The organism is Pandoraea sp. NPDC090278, from assembly GCF_044772185.1.
In the GTDB taxonomy this organism is placed as follows: domain Bacteria; phylum Pseudomonadota; class Gammaproteobacteria; order Burkholderiales; family Burkholderiaceae; genus Pandoraea.
Genome location: NZ_JBIVYJ010000002.1, coordinates 173,977 through 193,085, shown reverse-complemented (window position 1 = coordinate 193,085; position 19,109 = coordinate 173,977). Strand labels below are relative to the sequence as shown.

Sequence of the window (19,109 nt, the reverse complement as noted above, 5' to 3'; positions counted from 1 at the left end):
GAGACCAGAAGAAATGGCCAGCATCAATACGTCGAACGCCGCGAACTTTTCGCAGAACTTCCTCGACTCGATCAACGGCACTGCGAACAGCAGCAGCTCGAAGTCGTCGGCGGGTAGCGCGGACGATCTGCAAAACAGCTTCCTGAAGTTGCTCGTCGCCCAGATGAACAACCAGGATCCGCTCAACCCGATGGACAACTCGCAGGTCACGTCGCAGCTCGCGCAGATCAGCACGGTCTCGGGCATCACGCAGCTGAACACCACGCTCTCGTCGGTGACGTCGCAGCTCAACTCGACCCAGAGCCTGCAAGCCGCGGCACTGGTCGGCAAGGGCGTGCTGATCCCGGGCACCAACATCGGCGTGGGCAGCACCACGGCCACCGACGGTACCGTCACGAAGACGGCCACGCCGTTCGGCTTCGAACTGCCGAGCGACGCCGACACCGTCAAGATCGAGATCAAGGACAGCACCGGCAAGACGATCCGCACCGTCAACGCGGGCGCGCTCGATGCCGGTGTGCAGGCCCTGACGTGGGACGCCAAGGACGACGCCGGTAACGCGGTGGCCGACGGCAAGTACACGCTGAGCGTGACGGCCACAGCCAACGGCAAGGCCGTGACGCCGACGCTGCTCTCGTATGCGCAGGTGCAAAGCGTGGTCGCCAGCACGACCGGCTCGCCGCTGCTCAACGTGGGCACGGGCTCGAACATCAAGCTCTCCGACGTTCGCGAAATTCTCTGATCCGTAGCTCTGATTCGTAAGCGCTTAACTCTTTTCGAACCGTATTCGTCGCGATACCCGTCGTCGACAACCGAATTTCAGGAGTAACACCATGGCCTTTTCGACCGGATTGAGCGGCCTGAACGCCGCCTCCAAGGACCTGGACGTCATCGGCAACAACGTTGCCAACGCGGCCACCGTCGGCTTCAAGCAGGGTCAGGCACAGTTCGCCGACATCTACGCCAACTCGCTGTTCGGCGCAGGCAACAACACCGTCGGTATCGGTACGCGTGTGGCCGCCATCGCGCAGCAGTTCACGCAGGGCGACATCACCGTCACGAACCGCCAGCTCGACTTGGCGATCTCCGGCAACGGCTTCTTCCGCGTGTCGAACAACGGCACCATCGCCTACACGCGTAACGGCCAGTTCTCGCTCGACAAGAACGGTTACATCGTCGACTCGAACGGCGATCACTTGACCGGTTATCTGGCTGGCCCGAACGGCATCATCAACAGTGTCTCGCCGGTCGATCTGCAGATCCCGACGGGCGATCTGGCCCCGACGGCCACCAAGAAGATCACGGGTCAGTTCAACCTCGACTCGCGCAGCGCCGCGAACACCACGCCGTTCTCGATTACCGACCCGAACTCGTACACCAACGCCACGTCGCTCAAGGTCTACGACTCGCTGGGCAATTCGCACGACGTCAACCTGTACTTCAAGAAGACGAGCGTCAACGCGACGACCAACAACGCCACGTGGACCGTGTACGCCTCGGTCGACGGCACGACGCAAGTCGGCGCGGGCCCGATCGGCACGCTGACGTTCAACTCGTCGGGTAGCCTGGTTTCGCAGACGGACTCGACCGGCGCGGCCGTGACCGGCCCGATCACGCTGCCGACGATCACCTACGGCAACGGCGCGGCGCAGGGCAACCTCACGCTGAATCTGACCGGCACCACGCAGTTCGGTAACAGCTACACGCCGAACACGCTGACGCAGGACGGTTACTCGTCGGGTCGCCTGACCGGCTTCACGTTCAACGCCGACGGCACCATCGTCGGTACGTACTCGAACACGCAATCGATGGTGCTCGGCCAGGTCGCACTCGCGAACTTCAACAACGTGAACGGCCTGATCCCGCTGGGTAACAACCTCTGGTCGGAATCGGCCGCATCGGGCATCCCCATCGTGGGCGTGCCGGGCGGCACCAACCTCGGCAAGCTGCAAGCCGGTGCCGTCGAAGCGTCGAACGTCGACCTGACGGCCGAACTGGTCCACATGATCACCGCGCAACGCAACTATCAGGCGAACGCGCAGACGATCAAGACGGAAGACCAGTTGATGCAGACGATGGTCAACCTGTAAGACACGGAGCGGCGCGTATGCGTAACTTGCAGGAGGGGCGTCGATGGATCGTCTGATCTATATCGCCATGACCGGCGCGAAGCAGGCGATGGAGCAGCAGTCGACCACCGCCAACAATCTGGCGAACGTCTCGACGCCGGGCTTCCGCGCCCAGCTCTCGGCGTTCCGTCAGGCGCCGGTGCGCGGTGCCGACGGCTCGACCGGCACGCGTACGTTTGTGACGACGTCCACGCCGGGCACCGACTTCACGCCCGGCGCGATGCAGCAAACGGGCCGTGCGCTCGACGTGGCCATTCAGGGGCAGGGCTGGCTGGCGGTGCGTGATGCGCAGGGCCGCGAAGCCTACACCCGTGGCGGCAACCTCGAAATGACGGCCGACGGCCAGATCACGTTGCATGGCCTGCCGGTCATGACCGACGCCGGTCCGGCCGCCGTGCCGCCGGGCGCTGCCGTGACCGTGGGCACCGACGGCACGATCTCGGCACTGGGGCAGGGCGATCCGCCCAACTCCATCGCCGTGATGGGCCAGTTGAAGCTGGTCAACCCGCCCGAGGGCAACCTTGTGCGTGGTGACGACGGACTGTTCCGCATGGGCAACAACGCACCGGCGCAGGTCGATCCGAATGTCGTGGTGGTCGCCGGCTGGATCGAGACCAGCAACGTCAATCCGGTCAGCGGTCTGGTGAACATGATTTCGCAGTCGCGGGCCTTCGAGATGCAGATGAAGATGCTGCAGACGGCCGACACCAACGAACAATCCGCCAACCAGTTGCTGAACTTCAGCTAACGGACGGCCAGTCGCCAGACGACGCCAGCCACCGTACACGGGGAGAAACATCAAATGATCCGTTCGCTCTACATCGCTGCCACCGGCATGAACGCCCAGCAGACGAACATGGACGTGATTTCGAACAACCTCGCTAACACCAGCACGAACGGCTTCAAGAAAGGCCGCGCGGTGTTCGAGGATCTGCTGTATCAGACGATCCGCCAGCCGGGTGCTCAGTCGTCGCAGCAAACGCTGCTGCCCTCGGGCCTGCAACTGGGCACGGGTGTGCGTCCGGCCGCGACCGAGCGCATCTTCACGCAGGGCAACCTGACGTCGACGGCGAACGCGAAGGACGTGGCCATCAACGGCGACGGCTTCTTCCAGGTGCTCATGCCGGACGGCACGACCGCCTACACGCGCGACGGCTCGTTCCAGGTCGATAACAACGGCCAGCTCGTGACGGCTTCGGGCTACCCGATCCAACCGGCGATCACGATCCCGGCCAACGCGCTGTCGCTGACTATCGCGCGCGACGGTACGGTCTCGGTCACGCAGCCGGGTAACACGGCCAACGTGCAGATCGGTACGTTCCAGCTCGCCACGTTCATCAACAACGCTGGCCTGCAAAGCATGGGCGAGAACCTGTACGCCGAGACGGCCGCCTCGGGTGCGCCGAACGTCGCACAGCCGGGCACCAACGGCGCAGGCGTGCTCAACCAGAACTACGTCGAAACGTCGAACGTGAACGTGGTGGAAGAGCTCGTGAACATGATTTCGGCGCAGCGCGCCTATGAAATCAACTCGAAGGCCGTGACGGCATCGGATCAGATGCTGCAACGTCTGACGCAGATGTAATCGGGGCTATAGCCGCCGAACCCGCCGCCGAACGTACTCAGCACTTAGGAAATGAACGTCGATATGTCCGCAAGCACGACCGCTTCTCAACGCAAGCCACGCAGCGCGGGCCTCGCTCGGTTCCTCGCGCTCGCGGCTGCCGTGGCGTTGACCGGTCTGGCGGGCTGCGCCTACGTGCCGCAGGAGCCGGTCGTCACCGGACCGACGACCACGCGTCCGCCGCCCCCGCCCGTGTCTGCCGACCCGGAAGGTTCGATCTACCGTCCGCTGTACTCGAACCGTCCGCTGTTCGAAGACCGCCGTCCGCGCAACGTGGGTGACATCCTCACGATCGTCATCAACGAAAACACGGCGGCGAGCAAGAACTCCGCCGCGAACACCACGCGCGCGGGCAGCGGCAATCTGACGCTGAACCAGACGCCCGGTGTGATCGGCGGCGTGCTCAACAATCAGGCACTGGACGCCAGCGGCGCGAACAAGTTCGACGCCAAGGGCGCGGCCAACGCCAACAACGTGTTCTCGGGGCAGATCACCGTCACCGTGATGGACGTGCTCTCCAACGGCAACCTCGCGGTCGCCGGTGAGAAGCAGATCGCGATCAACCAGGGCACGGAGTACATCAAGTTTTCGGGCATCGTCAGCCCGCAGACCATTTCGGGCGCGAACACCGTGCCTTCGACGCAGGTGGCCGATGCGCGCATCGAATACCGTGGCAAGGGCTACATCAACGAAGCCGAAACCATGGGCTGGCTGCAGCGCTTCTTCCTTAACGTTTCGCCCTTCTGATGTCGATCATGTCGTTCCTGTCGCGCCGCGCGCCTAACACCGGCTCCTTCCGCCACTTCCGCCGCACCGCCTCCACGCTGGCCGTGGCAGCGGCGATGAGCGTCGCGGGCGGCGCTGTGCTGCTCGCACCGGGCGTGGCGCACGCCGAGCGTCTCAAGGAACTGGCGTCGATTCAGGGCGTGCGCGACAACCAACTGATCGGCTACGGTCTCGTGGCCGGTCTCGACAACTCGGGCGACCAGACGACTCAGACGCCGTTCACCGTGCAGAGTATGACCAACATGCTCTCGCAGTTGGGTATCACGGTCGCACCGGGCACCAACATGCAGTTGAAGAACGTGGCCGCCGTGATGGTGACGGCCACGCTACCGGCGTTCACGCGTCCCGGTCAGGCCATCGACGTGGTGGTCTCGTCGATGGGTAACGCCAAGAGTCTGCGCGGCGGCACGCTGCTGATGACCCCGCTCAAGGGGCCGGACGGTCAGGTTTATGCGCTGGCGCAGGGCAACCTGCTGATCGGCGGCGCGGGCGCGGCTGCCAACGGTTCGAGCGTGACCATCAACCAGCTCGCCTCGGGCCGGATTCCGAGCGGCGCCATCGTCGAGCGCGCCGTGCCGACCGCCATGGGCGGTCAGCCGGGCACCGTGCAGATGGAACTGAACGCCACCGATTTCTCGACCGCGCAGCGCGTGGTCGACGCCGTGAACCGTCGCTTTGGCTACGGCACCGCACAGGCGCTCGACGGCCGCGTGATTCTGCTGCGCACGCCGACCGACCCGTCCTCGCGCGTGCAATTCCTCGCGCAGCTCGAAAGCCTGGAAGTGCGCCCGGACAACACGGCTGCACGCGTCATCATCAACGCCCGTACGGGGTCGGTGGTGATGAACCAGAACGTGACGATCCAGCAATGCGCGGTCGCGCACGGCAACCTGTCGGTCGTCATCGACACGCAAAACAATGTGAGCCAACCGGCACCGTTCTCGGGCGGTCAGACGGTTGTGGCCCCGAATTCGCAAATCTCCGTTCAACAGGAGAACAACGCGCTCAAGATGGTGAAAGCGGGCGCCAACCTCGCCGACGTCGTCAAGGCGCTGAACTCGCTGGGTGCGAGTCCGGCAGACCTGATGTCGATTCTGCAGGCCATGAAGGCCTCGGGCGCCCTGCGCGCCGACCTGGAGATCATCTGATATGGCCGACAGCAATCGTCTCACGGGGGCTGCGAGCGCTCCTCTGCCCGACCTGACGCAGCGCGCGTCCTACGAAATGCAGGGCCTCACGGCGTTGCGCGCCGCCGCCCATCAGCAAACGCCGCAGGCCACGCAGCAGGCGGCCAAGCAGTTCGAAGCCGTCTTCACGCAGATGATGGTCAAGAGCATGCGCGACGCCACCATGTCCGGCGGCCTGCTCGGCAGCGATCAGGAAAAGATGTTCAACGGCATGCTGGACGACCAGCTCGCCCAGCAACTGGCGTCGAACAAAGGCATCGGGCTGGCCGATCTCATGCTCAAGCAACTGGCCAAGACCGGCACCACGCTGCCACCGGCGGCCATGGGCCGTCAGCAGCCGCTGGCCGGACGCGCCTATAACTCGGCGGATGCTATCGGTGTGGCGGACAACGCACCGGCCGCCGCAGGCGAATTCGTCGACCGGATGGCCACGGCCGCCCAGAACGCCAGCGCAAACAGCGGCATTCCGGCGCGTTTCATGCTGAGTCAGGCGGCGCTGGAGTCGGGCTGGGGCAAGCGTGAGATCCGCCGGGCGGACGGCAGCACCAGCCACAACGTGTTTGGCATCAAGGCAGGCAAGAACTGGAACGGCCCAACGGTGGAAGTGGCGACGACCGAGTACGTGAACGGCCAACCGCGTAAGGTGATGGCCAAGTTCCGCGCCTACGGCTCGTACGACGAGGCTTTCGCCGATTACGCCAAGCTGATTTCGAACAATCCGCGCTATTCGTCGGTGGTGGCGAGCGCCAACGACGCCGCGAGCTTTGCCAACAATCTGCAACGCGCCGGTTACGCGACCGATCCGCAGTACGCCAGCAAGCTGATGAAAGTGATGAAACACTTCACCTGACGTCGCGGGATTCCTGAGATTCCAGCGAGTCCGGGCCTCAATTTTGTCGCCGGACTGCCGTAAACACATCGGTAACGGTGCGCGAGCGGGCTTTTCACCGCGGGGCGTGCCTCTAACTCGAGCCGCGAGATCATGAGCCTAATCAATACTGGCATGAGCGGGCTGAACGCCGCCCAGTTCGCCCTTAGCACCACCGGCAATAACGTCGCCAATGCGGGCACGGCCGGTTACAACCGTCAGATCGTCGATTATTCCCAGGCCGCCAGCCAGTATTCCGGCGCGGGCTACATCGGCACGGGCGTGCTGGTGAACGACGTCTCCCGCGTGTACAGCCAATTCCTGTCGAACCAGACGAACCAGGCGCAGACCCAGTACAGCCAGCTCAACACGTACTACCAGCAGATCTCGCAGATCAACAACGCGATGGGGAGCTCGACGACCGGTCTGTCGGCCACGATGTCGCAGTTCTTCACGAACCTGCAGAACATCGTTTCGGCCCCGGCTAACTCGGCCACGCGCGCGACCGTCGTGTCGTCCGCACAAACGCTGGCCAGCATGTTCCAGTCGCTTTCGGGCACGCTGTCCACGCTGCGCTCCAGCACCAACGCCAGCATTGCCCAGTCGACCGACCAGATCAACGTCTACGCCAAGCAGATCGCGCAACTGAACGACGCCATCGTGCAGGCGCAGGCCAATGGCGGTGGCGCTTCGCCGAACGACCTGCTCGACCAGCGCGATCAAGCAGTGGCCAGCCTGAACGCCATCATCCAGACCAATGTGGTCAAGGCACAAGACGGCACCTACAACGTCTACGTCGGTAACGGCCAGTCGCTGGTGACGGGCAACTCGGCGTACCAACTCACGACCATGGCGTCGACGAACGACCCGTCGGAACTGACGATTGCCTACGTGACGCCCAACGGCACCAAGGTGCCGGTGCCGGAATCGTCGATCACGGGCGGCTCGCTCGCCGGTCTTCTGTCGTTCCGCAGCGGCGCGCTGACGCAAGCCCAGAATTCGCTCGGCCAGATCGCGGTGTCGCTCGCGGGCACGATGAATGCGCAGAACCAGCTCGGGCTGGATCTGTACGGCCAGCTCGGCGGCAACCTGTTCACGGTGCCGCACCCGACCATCGTCGCCAACACGAAGAACTCGAACGGCGCGGTGCTCAATTCGACGATTACCGACGCGTCGAAGATCACGGCCAGCGACTACAACGTCACGTTCGATGGTACGAACTACACGATGACCCGTTCGTCGGACGGCGCGAAGTGGACGGCCCCGGTGCCGGGAACCCCTGGCGCACCGCTGGCGTTCACGGACAGCAGCGGTAACGCGTTCAACGACGGTTTCAACGTCACCGTCGGCAATAACGTCGCAGGCGACAGCTTCACGATTGAGCCGACACGCAATGCCGCAGGCAACATCGGTGTTGCGATTACCGACCCGGGCAAGATCGCCCTGGCCGCGCCGATCCTCGCGTCCACGCCGACGACCAACACCGGTTCGCTCAAGACCGATCAGGGTTCCGTCGACGCCAACTACCTGTTGAACGTCTTGACCGCACCGGTCTCGTTCACGTTCAGCAAGAACGCCACGACCGGTGCGATTACGCTGGTCGCCCCGTCGCCCATGACCGTGACGGTCAATGGCACGACGACCACGTACGCGGCTGGTGACACCGTGCCGTACGACGCCACCAACGGCGCGAAGATCACGATGAACGGTATGACCGTGAACGTGAGCGGCACCCCGGCCGACGGCGACAGGCTGACGATCTCCCCGAACGCTGCGGGCGCGACGACGGACAACCGTAACGGCCTCGCACTCTCCGCATTGCAGAACGACAAGACCAAGGTCGGCGGCAAGGACAGCTATGCGTCCGCCTACGCCAATCTGGTCTCGTACGTCGGCTCGACCACGAACACCTACAAGGCGACGAGCGCTGCGCAGCAAACGCTGCTCACGCAGGCAAAGAGTGCCCAGCAGTCCAATTCCGGCGTCAGCCTCGACGAAGAGGCCGCCAACCTGATCAAGTTCCAGCAGCTCTATCAGGCCAACTCAAAGGTCATCCAGACCGCGTCGCAGCTGTTCGACACGATTCTGCAGATGGTCAATTAAGGCTGAGGAGACGGAAAAATGCGTATCAGCACCAGCATGATTTTCGATCAGGGGTCGTCGGCCATGAGCCGTAACGTCTCCGATCTGCTCAACACGCAGGCACAGCTCTCGTCGGGCAAGCGCGTGACCACGCCGAGCGACGATCCGCTCGCGTCGGCACAGGCCGTGGCCGTGTCGCAAGCGCAGGACATGAACAAGCAGTACGCGCCGAACCGCGGTTCGGCGACCACGGCGCTTCAGCTCGAAGACCAGACGTTCGGCAGCATCGTCAACACGCTGCAACACGTGATGTCGCAAGTGATCGCCGCGGGCAGCCCGTCCCTCAACGACAACGACCGCTCGGCCATCGCGACCGATCTGCAATCGAGCTACCAGCAACTGCTCTCGCTGGCCAACACGACCGACGCGAACGGCCAGTACCTGTTCTCCGGCTTCATGGGCAGCTCGGCCGCCTACGTCGCCACGCCGACGGGTGCAAGCTACGCCGGGGACACCGGTCTTCGTTACGTGCAAGTGAGCAGCGGGCGCCAGATTGCGATCAACGACATCGGCTCGAACATCTTCCAGGCGATTCAGCCCGCCACCGCCAGCACGGTGATCAGCGGCAACCTGTCGAACACGGGCACAGCCACGTTCACGCCGGTCTCGACGACCGATGCGAGCAATGCAGCGGCCAATCACCAGTTCTCGATCAGCTTCGCTATCGACAACACGACTACGCCGCCGACGACGAACTACACGGTCAAGGATCTGACGGACACGACCGCAGCGGATGTGACGGGCGCGTACACGTCGGGCCAACCGATCACGTTCGCGGGCAAGTCGGTGACGTTCACGGGGGCTCCGGCCACGGGCGACACCTACAACGTAAATCCGGCGGGCAAGTCCAGCACGAACGTGTTCGACAACCTGCAGGCGCTGATCAACACGCTCAAGACACCGATCTCGGCGCAAGGTCAGGCCGGTTCGGCCAACCTGAGCAACACGCTGACCACGTTCAACCAGATGTTCAGCAACACCTACGACAACGTGACGACCGTTCGCACGACCGTGGGCTCGCGCATGAACGAGATCTCGACGCTCAACGACATCGGCAGCGCCAACGATCTCGCTTATACGTCGCAAATGCAGGATCTGCTGGACGTGGACATCATCTCGGCGACGAGCCAGTTCGCGCAGCAACAGGCCGCGCTGCAAGCCTCGCAGCAGACCTTCATCCAGACGCAAAAGCTCTCGCTGTTCAGCCTGCTCTGATCGCAGAACTGTTTGTGGGACACCAAAACCAATCAGGCCACCTTCGGGTGGCCTGATTGGTTTTGGGCGGCGGCGATTGCCGCCGGTGGCTAGGCCATTGGGGCTACTCAGGCCTTCGGCACGAACGCGGCCGTGGCGCGCATCATCATGTCGATGCCGATGGACACGAAGTGGTCCATCACCGGCGCGAGGCGCGGCATCATCAGTTCGAGTACCACGAGACCGACGCCGAGCGTGAGCGGAAAGCCCACGGCGAAGATGTTCAGTTGGGGGGCGGCGCGGTTCAGAATGCCGAGCGCAAGGTTACAGATCAGCAGCGCCGCAACGAGCGGCAGCGACAACATCAGTGCCAGCGTGAACAACTGCCCGCCGAGCATGGCGAGGTAATGCCAGCCCATGACCGAGATCGGCGTGCCGGAGATCGGCAGCACCGTGAAGCTTTGCACCAGCGTGGCGTACATCACCAGATGCCCGTTCGTCGCCAGAAAGACCAGCATGATCACGACGTTGAGCAGCATGCCCAGCACGGCGGTACTGCCGTCGGCATTGGGGTTGAGCAGTGTGGCGAAGGACAGACCCATTTGCAGGCCGACGAAGTCGCCCGCCATGCTGACGGCGGAAAACACGAGCTGCATGCACCAGCCAAGCGCCGCGCCGATCATCATCTGCTGCGCCAGAATCCAGAGCCCTTCCCACGAGAACGGCGAGACCGACGGTGCGGGGCCGAAGACCGGGGCGAGCGTGAGCGCGACGATCCCCGCCAGACCGATCTTCACGGTGCCGGGCACGCGCGAGTCACCGAAGATCGGCGCGGTCATGGACAGCGAGAGCAGGCGGACGAACGGGAACAGGAACGTCGCAATGACGCCCGAGAGCTGGTCGTAAGTGAAGCTGATCAAGGCTGGCCGATGCCCGATGCCCCCGGCTTACCCGACGAGGCCGGGAATGCCGGTGAGCAACTGGCGCATGTAGTCGACCATCAGGTTGAGCATCCACGGGCCTGCGACCACGAGCGTGATGAACACGGCGAGCAGCTTGGGGATGAACGACAGCGTCATTTCGTTGATCTGCGTGGCCGCCTGAAACAGGCTCACGAGCAGACCGGAGACGAGGGCGACGATCAGCAGCGGTGCGGCGAGCAGCAGGCAGACCTGCATGGCCTGATGGGCCAGCGCCATCACGGTTTCCGGAGTCATCTCGTTGGGCTCCCCGCTACGTCGTGAAGCTCTGGGCCAGCGAGCCCAGCAGCAGTTGCCAGCCGTCGACCACCACGAACAGCATCAGCTTGAACGGCAGCGACACGGTGGACGGCGAGACCATCATCATCCCCATGGCCATCAGCACGCTGGCCACCACGAGGTCGATGATCAGGAACGGAATGAAGATCGTGAAGCCGATCTGGAACGCCGTCTTCAGTTCGCTGGTGGCGAAGGCGGGCACGAGAATACGCATCGGCACATCTTCGGGGCCGTTCATCGGCGGTGTCTTGGCGAGCTTGGCGAACAGGGCCAGATCCGCTTCACGCGTCTGCTTGAGCATGAACGAGTGGAACGGCTTGGCGCCAGTGTCGATGGCCTGTTCGAAGCTGATCTTGTTCGCCGCGAACGGCTGGTAGGCGTTCGTGTAGACCTGATCGAACACGGGCGACATGACGAAGAAGGTCAGGAACAGTGCGAGGCCGATCAGGATCTGGTTCGGCGGCGAGGTCGTCACGCCGATGGCATGACGCAGCAGCGAGAGCACGATGATGATGCGCGTGAAGGCGGTCATCATCAGCAACAGCGCGGGCAGAAAGCCCAGCGACGTGAGCAGCAGCATCGTCTGCACGGACAGCGAGTAGGTCTGTCCGCCGCCTGGTGCGGGCGTCGTCGTGAAGGCGGGCAGCGTGGCCTGCGCGAAAGCACTGACGGGCACCGTCAGGCCGATCAGGCAAAGCAGACATGCAAGCAGCACGAGTGCGAGACCCGGCTTCAGACCGACCGTCGGACGGACAATACGCGCCGGGCCCGGTGCTTGTCCGGCCAGCAACACGCCGCGTGACATCAGGTGTCCTTTTTCATCGTTTCGCGCAGCTTTTGCGCAAAAGCTTGCGCGGCGCGGTTGGCTTGCGCACCCGGATGGGTGACGGCGGGGGCCGGTGAATCTGCCACGTGATCGGCAACGCGGTCGGCGTCGATCACATGAAGGCTGCGGACCTGACCCGGCGCGACGCCGAGCACGACCCAGTCGCCAGCCACTTCCACGACGACCACACGTTCGCGCTGACCGACTGCCGCGCTGCCCACAATGCGCACGTTACCGCCGCCAAGCGGGCGTTGCAGCCCGAAACGCTTCGCCAGCCACGCCAGCCCGAAGAGCAGCGCCAGCACGAGCACGAGGCCGAAGCCCGTTTGCACGATGCCCGCACCGCCGAGGCTCGGCACGGCGGCCGCTTGCGAAGCGGTGCCTTGAGCGTAGGCCATCGAGACGGGAAGGAAGGCGAGACCTGCGGTGGCGACGGTAGCGGCCAGACCGGTCGGAAGGGAGAACGGACGCGCCAGCTTCTGAAGGGCGCGCATCACACGATTCGTGGACGTCGACCCGGCGGCGCTTGCCGCAGCGCGCCGCACGGGCGTGCCGCGGACTTTCATTGCAATCATCGGTTGAGCTTACGGATGCGTTCGGATGGCGTGATGATATCAGTCAGGCGGATGCCGAACTTGTCGTTCACGACCACCACTTCGCCCTGAGCGATGAGGCAACCGTTGACCAGCACGTCCATCGGCTCGCCGGCCATGCCGTCGAGTTCCACCACGGAACCCTGTGCGAGTTGCAGCAGGTTCTTGATGGCGATTTTGGTGCGGCCCAGCTCCACGGTCATCTGGACCGGGATGTCGAGGATCAGATCGATGTCGTTGTGCGCGGCACCGGCCGGATTACCGGCGGTCGCTGCGAGCGGCTGGAACACGGGGGCTGCTGCAGGTTGGGGTGCGGCGGCAGGTGCCGGTTCCGAAGCGGTCTGCTCGGCCATGGCACTGGCCCACTCGTCCGCCATGGCCTGGGCGTCTTCACCGGGCGTTTGAGGGGTATCGCTCATCACTCGTTGTCCTTGCTGTAATCGCTGTGCGAATGGTTGATCATCTGGTTCACGCGCAGCGCGTATTGACCATTGAAGACGCCGTAATTGCAGTGCATCACGGGCACGCCGTCGACCTTGGCTTCGAGCACCTCAGGTACGTCGAGCGGAATCACGTCGCCCACGCGCATGTTGAGCAGCTGCGAGAGCTTCATATCGAACTGGGCGAGGTTCGTCACGATTTCCACATCGGCGGCCTGCACCTGCTGCGAGAGCAGACGCACCCAGCGCTTGTCGACTTCGAGCGTCTCGCCCTGCAGCGGGCTCGAGAGCTGGTCGCGCATCGGCTCGATCATCGAGTACGGCATGCAGATGTGGAATTCGCCGCCCACCGAGCCGAACTCGATGTCGAACGTGGTCGTGACGACGACTTCGTTAGGCGTGGCGACGTTGGCGAACTGCGTGTGCATTTCGGCGCGCACGTATTCGAACTCGACCGGGTACACCGGCTTCCACGACGCCCCGTAGTTCTCGAAGACGAGGTCGAGCAGGCGCGCGATGATGCGTTGCTCGGTCTGCGTGAAATCGCGACCTTCGACGCGGGTATGGAACCGACCGTCGCCGCCGAACAGGTTGTCCACCACGAGGAACACGAGGTTCGGATCGAACACGAACAGCGCCGTGCCGCGCAGCGGCTTGATGTGGACCAGGTTGAGGTTGGTCGGGACAGGCAGGTTGCGAATGAACTCGCTGTACTTCTGCACGCGCACCGGGCTGACCGAAATTTCGGCGCTGCGGCGCATGAAGTTGAACAGCGCAATGCGGAACAGTCGCGAGAAGCGGTCGTTGATGATTTCGAGCGTGGGCATGCGCCCGCGCACGATGCGCTCTTGCGTCGCGATGTTGTATGGCCGAATACCGGAATGATCTTCCGACTCCGACCGTTCATCCTGTTCGCCGGTGACACCCTTCAGAAGGGCATCGACTTCTTCCTGCGACAGGAACTCCTCATGCGCCATGAATCACTCACTGAATTACAAACGCGGTGAACAGGACGTCGCCCACGGCTTGCTGCGGCATGTTGGCTGCGAACGGCTGTGCGACCAACGCACGGATTTCGCTTGCCAGACGGCGTTTGCCGTCGATCGTTGCGAGATCCTGCGGCTGCTTCGACGACAACAACAACAACACTCGGCTACGTACTTCGGGCATATGTTGCGTGATGCGGGCCTGCGTTTCGGCATCTGCCACCTTGAGCGAGAGGCCGATGTGCAGGTAACGCTCGCCGTCTTCGCCCGAGAGGTTCACCGTGAACGGATCCATGCCGACAAACACGGGCGGCGGCGGGGGCGGCGGTGCTTTGGCCGCTTCGCTACGTCCGGTCAGCAAATACACGGCCGTTGCCGCGCCGGCCGCTGCCATGAGCGCTACCGCCACGATCAACAGAATCCATTTGCGCATGCCCCTTCCGGAGGGAGCCGCGGCTTGCGTCGGTGCGGGATTTGCCATGTATTCGCCTGCTATTGGGTAGTGATTGTCGGCCAACCCGCCTGGGGGTGATCGGCCGAAAAGAAGGGACAATCGCGTCTAACTCGCGTCTAACTCGCGTCTTTGTCTTAACGGCAGAAAAACCCGCTTGCTTTAGGGTACTTTGCCGCCACACTGCGGCGCTGCTTCACTGCGTCGCACTTGTGGCGACGGTTGGCAGCCCGCATGGCATGGCGTTTTGCGCCGACTTCTGCGCCGGTCATGCACCTATCGTGCGACCGGCGCCAGTCTCAGGAAAACTTAAGCGAAGGTGTCCACAAAGCCGTTGCTCGCGCGCACGGGGACGTTCACGGTCGTGGCGATCGGGGCGTCGTCCGCCGTCTGGCCGAAGCCCGGCGTGCCGCGTCCGTTGCCATTGCCGCTACCGTTCCCGCTGCCATTGCCGCTCGCACCTTGCTGCGCGAAGGCTTGCTGCTGCGAGCTGTCGCTGCTCACGGTGGCATTGCCGAGTGCGATGCCATTGTTGGCAAGGCTGTCGCGCAACTGCGGGAGCGCGGCCTGAACGGCGTCGCGCACGGCGGCGTGTTGTGAGACGAACATGGCCTGCGCCGAGTCGTTCGCCACATTCAGGACCACGTGCAGCGGACCGAGGTCGGGCGGGTTCAGGCTCAGTTGGGCCGTTTGGGCATGCGCGCTGGAGAGCCACACGACTTGTTGCGAGAGCTGGTTGTTCCAGTCCTGCGTACCGACGCGTGCGTTCAGCGCAAGGGCGGCAGGCAGGTTGGCCTGCGCCTGCAACTGCGGCTGGGCGTCGACGGCCGGGGTGGCGCTCTGGGCAGCCTGCACGTCGGCTTGCGTCGCGGCAGCGGTGGCCTGCGAGGCAGCGTCGCGGTTGCCCTGGGCCTGCGCCAGTGCGTCGGCCACGCGTTGTTGTGCCTGCGCATCGGTACCGGCGACCGGCGTAGCGGCCTTCGCGTCCGTCGCAGCGGGCTGCGCGGTCGTTGCCGCGTGTGCGGTGGTGGCGTTCTTCGCCAGCGTGTCGAGCGAGATGCCGCCCGTCGGGCTGGTCGTCGATGCGGCCGGTGTAACGGTGCCCTTGACCGGCGCGCCGGTGTTGGCGGCGGTCGTCACAGGTTTGGCGTCGGCATCGGTCCCTGCGGGCGGCTGGCCGGTCAGTTGTGCGGCACCTGCGGCTTGCATCGCACCGGCGACGGCGGCCGTGATGGCAGCACCGGTACCCGGCTTGCCGTCGGTGGCCGTGGCGACGGCGTCACCCGTCGGCGTTGCCGGGACAGGCGCGGCGGTTTGCAGCGGCGCGTTGTTCATCGCGGCGAGCGCAACAGCCAGCGCTGCGGCAGGATCGCCCGGGGCAGCGGCGGCCGTTTGCGTGTCGTCTTCCTCGTCCTTGCCATCATCGGCGTTCGACGATTTCGAAGGCTTGTTCGAAGCGTTCGTTTGCCCGGTCTGGCCGGTTTGTCCCGACTGTGCCGTCTGACCGGCTTGTCCGGTCGACGCGTTGTCGGTCGACTTCGTGCTGTTCGACGAGCCGTTGGACGAATTCGTCTGATTGGCCTGCTGCGCGGCGTTGTTGTTCGCGCTGCTGGCCGACGGCTGGACGGTCTGACGCGTTTGCTGCGAGAGCACTGCGGAGAACGGCAGCACGCCGGTGTCGTCGCTGTTCGACGAACCGGCGCGGTTCACGGCTTGCCGGGCAGCGCCGGCGGCATCGGTCAGGAAGCTCAGAATCGACATAGTGGGCTCCTCAATTCCTTCAAATCGGTGATTCGGCACGACGGCGCAGGCTGCGCGCGGCGTACTCGTCGTTTTCTTTCTGCTCGCGACGCGCCACGCGCACGGCGGTGCGGGCTTCTTCGCGCGAGGCGAGCGTGCCGAAGGAGTTCAGGCGGCGTTGCTGTGCCTGCCATTCCCGGCGCGCGACGGTGAGACGCTCTTCCGCTTGCTGGAGCAGCATGGCCTGCTGTCCGATGGCGGTGTCGAGCGTATCGATGAATTGCTGGAAGTTGCGCCAGTCGCATCCCGCCATGCCCTGAATCGTTGCCGTCTGCATGCGCGTGCGGTACTCGTGACGATACTGACGCAGCGCTTCGAGCTGACGCTCGACTTCGGCGCGTTGCGTCTGACGCTCGCCAAGCAGGCGCGCAGCTTCGTCCACGTCCTTCTGGGCGAGTTCGATGAGCAACTTGAGGGGCAGGGTGGAATTCATGGCCGCCTCCAATTAGTGGAACAGTCCGCGCAACTGCTGCACGGCGTCCGGATAACTGGCCCGCTCGCGCATTCCCTGTTGCAGGAAGCCTTCGAGACGGGGATACAGCTCGATCGCCTGATCGAGCATCGGGTCGCTGCCCGGCGCGTACGCGCCCACGTTGATGAGGTCGCGGTTGCGCTGGTAGCGCGAAAGCATCTGCTTGAAGCGACGCACCGTATCGAACTGAGCGTCGTCGATGAGTGCGGCCATCGCCCGGCTGATCGACTGTTCGATGTCGATGGCGGGGTAGTGACCCGATTCCGCGAGCTGACGCGAGAGCACGATGTGCCCGTCGAGAATGGCGCGGGCCGAGTCGGCGATGGGGTCCTGCTGATCGTCGCCTTCGGTCAGCACGGTGTAGAACGCGGTGATGGAACCGCCGCCGTCCGGGCCGTTACCGGCGCGTTCGACCAGCGCGGGCAGCTTGGCGAACACCGAAGGCGGGTAGCCCTTCGTCGCAGGCGGCTCGCCGATGGCCAGTGCGATCTCGCGCTGGGCCATCGCGTAACGGGTCAGCGAATCCATGATCAGCAGCACGTCTTTGCCCTGATCGCGGAAGTATTCGGCCAGCGTCGTGGCGTAGGCCGCGCCTTGGAGGCGCAGCAGCGGCGAGACGTCGGCGGGTGCGGCCACCACGACCGAGCGCGCCAGACCGTCCGGCCCGAGAATGTTCTCGATGAAGTCCTTCACTTCGCGTCCGCGCTCGCCGATCAGGCCCACGACGATCACTTCGGCCTGCGTGAAGCGGGCCATCATGCCGAGCAGCACGCTCTTGCCGACACCCGAACCTGCGAAGAGACCCATGCGCTGACCGCGTCCCACGGTGAGCAGCGAGTTGATGGCGCGCACGCCGACATCCAGCACCGACTCGATGGGCGCGCGGCCCAGCGGGTTGATCGGCACCGACGCGAGCGAGGCGCTGTCGGTCATGCCGAGTGGGCCGAAGTCGTCCAGCGGGCGGCCGGCGGCGTCGACCACACGGCCGAGCAGGGCTTCGCCCACGGGAAGGCGTTTGCCATTGTGACGTTGCGACGGGAGCGGGCCGTCGGCGGCGGGTTCCATCGGGAACACGCGCGCACCGGGCAGCAGGCCTGCAACTTCCGTTTGCGGCATGAGGAACAGGCGGTCGCCACCGAAACCGACGACTTCGGCTTCGGCCGTGGCGGGTTCGCGCGAGGCGTCGTGCACCGGCAGTTCGATCAGGCAGCCCGCACCGACCGGCAACCGCAGGCCGACGGCTTCGAGCACCAGACCGGCGGCGCGCGTGAGGCGACCGCAGCGGCGTGTCGGCTCCACTGCGTGTACGTGCGCGATGCGCTCGCGCAGGGTGTTCTGCCAGCGGCGCAGGTGCGCATCGCGTGCGAGTTCGCGGGCGTTCAGCGCGTTGTGCGGTTGTTGGGTTGCGGCGGTCGACGTGTCGACATCGGTCGCATGAGCGGCATCGGTGGAAACGTCGTCGCTGGCTCGCGCGGCGGATTCGGCGTCGGCCTCATCGTCGTGATCGTCAGGCTGCAACGCACCGGCTTGCACCGTGTGCGTGTCGATCTCATCCCACAACCGTACGGAAGGCGTGGTGCCGTCGTTCGCCGGGGCGGGCGTGGACGGCGTCGCCTCGTCATGCTGATTCTCGGTGCTGGGCAGCACCGGCGCATGCGCGGAGAGTGGGGTGAGTTCGGCGTTCACCACGGCAGATCCTTGCCCAGTGCGGCCATGACACGCTGCCAGCGAGTCGCGATGGTGGCGTCGACTTCGCCGCTCGCGGCTTCGGCCTTGCAGCCGCCACGTTCGATGGTGGGGTCGGGGCGCACGGTCCACCCGGCGGCACGGAGTTCTGCACCGACGTGCGACTCGACAAGCTCGATGTCTTCCGGATTGAGCAGCAGGCGCGGCGAGCCCGTGAGCGGATCGTTGGCCAGCAGATCGCGCACGATCGGCAGCAGCGTTTCCGGGCGAACGGCCAGCGTCTGGTGCAATGCCTGACGCGCGATGTCGAGCGCCAGTCCCAGCAACGGCTCAGCGACTTCGCGGTCGATGGCGTTCACCGCGTTGCCGAAGCCATGCGCGATATCCGCGAGTTGTGCGGCGCGCGTGTCGACTTCTTGCTTTCCTTCTGCCTGACCTGCGGCATAACCTTCCGCATGACCAGCGGCATAGCCTTCGGCGTGTCCGGCGGCGCGCGCTTCTTCGCGCCACGCGGCGATCTGTTCGACGAGCGCCGGATCGTCCAGCGGGCTGGGCGGTTGCGGCGGCGGCGGGGCCGGGGGCGGCGGCGGGTCGAACGACGCCATCTCCCAGCGTTGCCAGGCGGAGAGGCGTTCCTTCGGGATGATGGTCGACATGCGCGCGGGC

The 19,109-nt window shown here is 64.7% G+C and carries 20 protein-coding genes; 9 read left to right on the top strand and 11 right to left on the bottom strand.

Going from position 1 to position 19,109, the window contains the following annotated elements:
* The first annotated feature begins 13 nt into the window (after positions 1-13).
* From flgD to flgL, 9 genes are all read left to right on the top strand, one after another.
* Positions 14-742, top strand: a complete 729-nt coding sequence (gene flgD / locus ACIQWO_RS09285) for a flagellar hook assembly protein FlgD (RefSeq protein ID WP_402822354.1) — start codon at positions 14-16, stop codon at positions 740-742.
* 91 nt (positions 743-833) lie between these two features.
* Positions 834-2,090, top strand: coding sequence for a flagellar hook protein FlgE (gene flgE, locus ACIQWO_RS09280; RefSeq protein ID WP_402822351.1), 1,257 nt, complete (start codon positions 834-836; stop codon positions 2,088-2,090).
* A gap of 43 nt (positions 2,091-2,133) precedes the next feature.
* The gene (locus ACIQWO_RS09275) at positions 2,134-2,877 is read left to right on the top strand and encodes a flagellar basal body rod protein FlgF (RefSeq protein WP_402822348.1); all 744 of its coding nucleotides are present in this window, start codon (positions 2,134-2,136) and stop codon (positions 2,875-2,877) included.
* Positions 2,878-2,931: 54 nt separating this feature from the next.
* Positions 2,932-3,714, top strand: coding sequence for a flagellar basal-body rod protein FlgG (gene flgG / locus ACIQWO_RS09270; RefSeq protein WP_039394029.1), 783 nt, complete (start codon positions 2,932-2,934; stop codon positions 3,712-3,714).
* 63 nt (positions 3,715-3,777) lie between these two features.
* The gene (locus tag ACIQWO_RS09265; protein ID WP_217426147.1) at positions 3,778-4,500 is read left to right on the top strand and encodes a flagellar basal body L-ring protein FlgH; all 723 of its coding nucleotides are present in this window, start codon (positions 3,778-3,780) and stop codon (positions 4,498-4,500) included.
* 8 nt (positions 4,501-4,508) lie between these two features.
* The gene (locus tag ACIQWO_RS09260) at positions 4,509-5,687 is read left to right on the top strand and encodes a flagellar basal body P-ring protein FlgI (protein WP_402823875.1); all 1,179 of its coding nucleotides are present in this window, start codon (positions 4,509-4,511) and stop codon (positions 5,685-5,687) included.
* Between the two features lies 1 nt (position 5,688).
* Positions 5,689-6,576: a flagellar assembly peptidoglycan hydrolase FlgJ gene (gene flgJ / locus ACIQWO_RS09255; protein ID WP_402822343.1), complete on the top strand. Its 888-nt coding sequence runs from the start codon at positions 5,689-5,691 to the stop codon at positions 6,574-6,576.
* A 132-nt stretch (positions 6,577-6,708) separates the two neighbouring features.
* Complete coding sequence (gene flgK, locus ACIQWO_RS09250) at positions 6,709-8,697, top strand: flagellar hook-associated protein FlgK (RefSeq protein WP_402822340.1); 1,989 nt, start codon at positions 6,709-6,711, stop codon at positions 8,695-8,697.
* A gap of 18 nt (positions 8,698-8,715) precedes the next feature.
* Positions 8,716-9,951 (top strand): flagellar hook-associated protein FlgL, encoded by a 1,236-nt coding sequence (gene flgL / locus ACIQWO_RS09245; protein ID WP_402822337.1) that lies wholly within the window; start codon positions 8,716-8,718, stop codon positions 9,949-9,951.
* A gap of 107 nt (positions 9,952-10,058) precedes the next feature.
* On the opposite strand, the gene fliR is transcribed toward flgL, so the two are convergent.
* The 11 genes from fliR to fliH form a co-directional block, all read right to left on the bottom strand.
* The gene (gene fliR, locus ACIQWO_RS09240; protein WP_402822334.1) at positions 10,059-10,850 is read right to left on the bottom strand and encodes a flagellar biosynthetic protein FliR; all 792 of its coding nucleotides are present in this window, start codon (positions 10,848-10,850) and stop codon (positions 10,059-10,061) included.
* 27 nt (positions 10,851-10,877) lie between these two features.
* Complete coding sequence (gene fliQ, locus ACIQWO_RS09235; protein ID WP_039394013.1) at positions 10,878-11,147, bottom strand: flagellar biosynthesis protein FliQ; 270 nt, start codon at positions 11,145-11,147, stop codon at positions 10,878-10,880.
* Positions 11,148-11,163: 16 nt separating this feature from the next.
* On the bottom strand, positions 11,164-11,994 hold the full coding sequence (gene fliP / locus ACIQWO_RS09230; RefSeq protein ID WP_402822329.1) for a flagellar type III secretion system pore protein FliP: 831 nt from the start codon (positions 11,992-11,994) through the stop codon (positions 11,164-11,166).
* A complete protein-coding gene (gene fliO, locus ACIQWO_RS09225) occupies positions 11,994-12,581 on the bottom strand; it encodes a flagellar biosynthetic protein FliO (RefSeq protein ID WP_402822326.1) in 588 nt (195 codons plus the stop codon). The genes fliP and fliO overlap by 1 nt, the downstream gene beginning before the upstream one ends.
* Before the next feature lie 5 nt (positions 12,582-12,586).
* Complete coding sequence (fliN, locus tag ACIQWO_RS09220; protein ID WP_039394006.1) at positions 12,587-13,027, bottom strand: flagellar motor switch protein FliN; 441 nt, start codon at positions 13,025-13,027, stop codon at positions 12,587-12,589.
* Positions 13,027-14,025, bottom strand: coding sequence for a flagellar motor switch protein FliM (fliM, locus tag ACIQWO_RS09215; protein WP_402822323.1), 999 nt, complete (start codon positions 14,023-14,025; stop codon positions 13,027-13,029). The genes fliN and fliM overlap by 1 nt, the downstream gene beginning before the upstream one ends.
* Before the next feature lie 7 nt (positions 14,026-14,032).
* Positions 14,033-14,467, bottom strand: coding sequence for a flagellar basal body-associated protein FliL (fliL, locus tag ACIQWO_RS09210; protein WP_231965115.1), 435 nt, complete (start codon positions 14,465-14,467; stop codon positions 14,033-14,035).
* Between the two features lie 327 nt (positions 14,468-14,794).
* Positions 14,795-16,246 (bottom strand): flagellar hook-length control protein FliK, encoded by a 1,452-nt coding sequence (locus tag ACIQWO_RS09205; RefSeq protein ID WP_402822318.1) that lies wholly within the window; start codon positions 16,244-16,246, stop codon positions 14,795-14,797.
* A gap of 19 nt (positions 16,247-16,265) precedes the next feature.
* On the bottom strand, positions 16,266-16,718 hold the full coding sequence (gene fliJ, locus ACIQWO_RS09200) for a flagellar export protein FliJ (protein WP_039401735.1): 453 nt from the start codon (positions 16,716-16,718) through the stop codon (positions 16,266-16,268).
* A gap of 12 nt (positions 16,719-16,730) precedes the next feature.
* Positions 16,731-18,317, bottom strand: a complete 1,587-nt coding sequence (gene fliI, locus ACIQWO_RS09195) for a flagellar protein export ATPase FliI (protein WP_402823872.1) — start codon at positions 18,315-18,317, stop codon at positions 16,731-16,733.
* Between the two features lie 122 nt (positions 18,318-18,439).
* Positions 18,440-19,099, bottom strand: coding sequence for a flagellar assembly protein FliH (gene fliH, locus ACIQWO_RS09190; RefSeq protein ID WP_402822313.1), 660 nt, complete (start codon positions 19,097-19,099; stop codon positions 18,440-18,442).
* Positions 19,100-19,109: the final 10 nt, after the last annotated feature.